The sequence below is a fragment of the Streptomyces sp. NPDC086519 genome, assembly GCF_040686075.1.
Taxonomy (GTDB): Bacteria; Actinomycetota; Actinomycetes; order Streptomycetales; family Streptomycetaceae; genus Streptomyces; species Streptomyces shenzhenensis.
On sequence record NZ_JBFBJL010000146.1, the window covers coordinates 1 to 4,113 of the forward strand.

Genomic DNA, 4,113 nt, shown 5'->3' on the forward strand with positions numbered 1-4,113 from the left:
GCCTACGGCGTCACCACCTACCTCGAACTCGGCCCCGACAGCACCCTCACCGCCATGGCCCGCGAAAACCTCGACTCCGGCACGGAAAACCAGGCGGTGTTCGTGCCCGCGCTACGCCGCGACGGCGACGAGGCGCGCGCCGTCCTCACGGCACTGGCCGTCTGCCACACCCGGGGCGTATCGGTCGACCGGTCCGCGCTGCTGGGCCGGACCGACGCCGGCCCGGCCGACCTGCCGACCTACCGGTTCCAGCGGGAGACCTACTGGCTGACGGCGGACGGCGCGGCGGCCGGCGACGTGAGGGCGGCGGGCTTGGAGGAGACCGGTCACCCGTTGCTGGGCGCGATGGTGGAGGTGCCGGAGTCGGAGGAGGTGCTGTTCACGTCCCGGCTGTCCCTGGCCACCCACCCGTGGCTGGCCGACCACGTCGCGGCCGGGGCGGTACTGCTGCCCGGTGCGGCCTTCGTGGAACTGGCCGTGCGGGCCGGTGACGAGGTGGGGTGCGGCGCGGTCGAGGAACTGGTCATGGAGACACCGCTGGCGCTGGCCGAGGGCACCGGGGTGCGGCTGCGGGTGAGCGTGGGGGCGGCCGGGGAGGACGGCCGGCGCACGGTACGGATGCACTCGCGGGCCGAGGACGCGGGCGCCGCCTGGGTCCGCCACGTCTCCGGGACGCTGCGTCCGGTATCCGCGCCGGAGACGACACCGGATACGACGCCGAGTACGACGCCGGAGGCGGTGGACCTGTCGGTGTGGCCGCCGGCGGGCGCCGTCGCCGTGGACCCGGCGGAGGTGGCGACACTGTACGACGGTCTGGAGCAGGCCGGGTACCGCTACGGGCCCGTGTTCCAGGGGGTGCGGGCCGCCTGGCGCGTGGACGGCGCGGTGTACGCCGAGGTGGCCCTGCCCGACGACCACGAGGACCGGGCGGCGGCCTTCGGACTGCACCCGGCGCTCCTCGACGCCGCCCTGCACGCGGCTGACTTCCAGCACCGCGCCGACCGTACCGGCGCGCACACGACACTGCCCTACGTGTGGCGCGACGTCACCCTGCACGCCACGGGTGCCACGGCCGTGCGGGTACGGGTGGTTCCGACCGGCGGGGACAGCATGACCCTGCACCTGGCCGACGGGACCGGCGCCCCCGTCGCGTCCGTGGGCTCGATGGTGTCCCGCCCGGTCGAGCCCGCGCGGTTCGCCGGCGGCCAGGCCGCCGAGCACCTGCTGCGCCCGGACTGGGAGGAGACGGCGCCGGCGGCACCGTCCGCCCCGGACCACGTCACGGAGTCCGTGACGGTGCCGGTCGGCACGGCGGCGGACGTGCGTGCACTGGCCGCACGCGGCGGCGGCCTCACCGGCACGCTGACGGTCGAGCTGACGGAACCCGGCGCCCTGCGCGACCTGACCGGCCGCCTGCTGGCCGTCGTCCAGGCGTGGTCGGCCGAACCGGCCCTGGACGGCACGCGGCTGGCCGTGATCACCAGGGGCGCGGTGGCCGTGGCACCGGGAGAGGATGTCGACCCCGCGCTCGGCGCCCTGTGGGGTCTGGCCGGGACCGCGCAGTCGGAGAACGCCGGACGCGTCGCCCTGGTCGACATCGACGACGCTCCGTCCTCGCGCACGGCACTGAGCACGCTCGTACCCGCCCTGTTCGCCGCCGACGAGACACAGGCCGCGGTCCGCGAGGGACGGTGCTTCCTGCGCCGGCTCGTGCGCGCCGAGGCTCCGGGTGGGGCACCCGTGACCTGCGGCACGCCGATCGGCGACGGCACGGTGCTCGTCACGGGCGGCACGGGGTCGCTCGGCGCGGTGGTGGCCCGGCACCTGGTGCGTACGCACGGAGCGCGCAGCCTCCTCCTGGCCAGCAGGAGCGGGCCCAAGGCGCCCGGCGCGGCCGAACTGGCGGCGGAACTGGAGGCGGCCGGGGCTCGCGTCCACGTGCTCTCCTGCGACGTCGGGGACCGGGAGGCCGTGGCCGGCCTGCTGGCCGGGGTACCGGCCGACGCGCCGCTGACGGCGGTGGTGCACACGGCCGGCGTACTGGACGACGGCGTACTGACGGCGCTGGCACTGGACCGTATGGACACGGTGCTGCGCCCGAAGGCGGACGGCGCCCGCCACCTCCACGAACTGACCGCCGGTTCGGACCTCTCCGCCTTCGTCCTCTTCTCCTCCGCGGCCGGCACCTTCGGCAGCTCGGGGCAGGGCAACTACGCCGCCGCCAACGCCTACCTGGACGCCCTGGCACAGCACCGCGCCGCCCGAGGACTCCCGGCGCTCTCCCTCGGCTGGGGCATGTGGGCCCAGGACGCCGGCATGACGGCCGGACTCGACGCCACCGACCACCGCAGGCTCGCCCGCGACGGCATGACACCGCTGTCGGCGGCTGAGGGCATGGAACTGTTCGACGCCGCACTGCGCGGCGGCACGCCGGTACTGCTCCCCATGAAGCTGGACGTGGGCGCCCTGCGTGCCCAGGCCGCCGGCGGACCGGTCCCCCCGCTGCTGCGCGGTCTGGTCCCCCAACCCCGGCGCGGGCGGCAGCGGGTCAGGCGGGCACCGGCCGACGGAGCGGAGGCGCTCAGCACCCGGCTGGCCGGCGTGGGCGCCGCCGACCGGCAGGCGATCCTCCTCGACCTGGTCCGGCAGGAAGCGGCCCACGTCCTCGGTCACACCTCCGCCGGCCGCATCGGCCACGGGGCGGCCTTCACCGACGTCGGCTTCGACTCGCTCACGGTGATCGAACTGCGCGACCGGCTCCTCGCCCGCACCGGGCTGCGCCTCCCCGCCACCTTCGCCTTCGACTTCCCGACACCCGTGGCACTCGCCGACCACCTGAACACCCTGCTGGACACAGGCACCGCGGAGGACCCGCTGCTGGGCGAGCTGGCACGGCTGGAGGACCTGGTGGCGGCCCGCCCGGCCGACCGGGCCAAGGACACCGTCGCCGCCGCCCGGCTCCGGGTGCTGGCGGCCCGGCTCAGCAGCGTCGCCCCCGGACCGGCCGGCGGCACCGACAGCATCCAGACGACGCTCGACACAGCGTCGGTCGACGACGTCCTGGCCTTCATCGACGAGGAGTTCGGGATCGTCGACCCGTCGGACTCCAGCCGCGCCCACGAGTGAAGAGGAAGGTGACCCCCGGTGGACAATGACGAGAAACTGGTCCGGTATCTCAAGCGGGTGACCGCCGACCTGCACGAGACCCGGCAGCGGCTCAACCAGATCGAGGCCGCACGCACGGAACCCGTCGCGATCGTCGGCATGGCCTGCCGGCTGCCGGGCGGCGTGACGTCACCCGAGGACCTGTGGAACCTGGTGGCGGCCGGTGGCGACGCCGTCGGCGCCTTCCCCGAGGACCGCGACTGGGACCTGGACAACCTCTTCGACCCGGACCCCGACCACCCCGGCACCAGCTACGTCCGCGAGGGCGGTTTCCTGCGCGACGCGGGCGACTTCGACGCGGGTTTCTTCGGCATCTCCCCGCGCGAGGCCCTGGCGATGGACCCGCAGCAGCGGCTGCTCCTCGAAACGTCATGGGAGGCGTTCGAACGGGCCGGCATCGACCCGACCGCCCTGCGCGGCAAGAACGTCGGCGTCTACTTCGGCACCCTCAACCAGGATTACGCCACCGATGTCGACGCGGTTCCCGACGGCGTCGAGGGCTACCTGATGACGGGCAGCTCGGCGAGCGTGCTCACCGGCCGGGTGTCGTACGCGCTCGGCTTCGAGGGCCCCGCCATGACCATCGACACGGCGTGCTCGTCCTCCCTGGTGTGCCTGCACCTGGCGGCCCAGGCCCTCCGGTCGGGCGAGTGTTCCATGGCCCTGGCGGGCGGCGCCACCGTCATGTCGACGCCCAGCGTCTTCGTCGGATTCTCCCGGCAGCGCGGCATGGCCGAGGACGGCCGTTGCAAGGCGTACGGCGCAGCAGCGGACGGCACGGGCTGGGCGGAGGGCGTGGGCGTGCTGCTGGTGGAGCGCCTGTCGGACGCGGAACGGCTGGGGCACCGGGTGTTGGCGGTGGTGCGCGGCAGCGCCGTCAACCAGGACGGCGCCTCCAACGGCCTCACCGCCCCCAACGGCCCGTCGCAGCAACGCGTCATCCGCCGG

The 4,113-nt window shown here is 74.8% G+C and carries 2 protein-coding genes; both read left to right on the forward strand.

Going from position 1 to position 4,113, the window contains the following annotated elements; translation table 11 throughout:
- Positions 1-3,126 (forward strand): type I polyketide synthase (locus AB0P24_RS47595; protein WP_365805695.1); only part of this gene is annotated, 3,126 nt, incomplete at its 5' end.
- A gap of 18 nt (positions 3,127-3,144) precedes the next feature.
- A partial coding sequence (locus AB0P24_RS47600) for a beta-ketoacyl synthase N-terminal-like domain-containing protein (protein ID WP_365805697.1) occupies positions 3,145-4,113 on the forward strand: 969 nt, incomplete at its 3' end.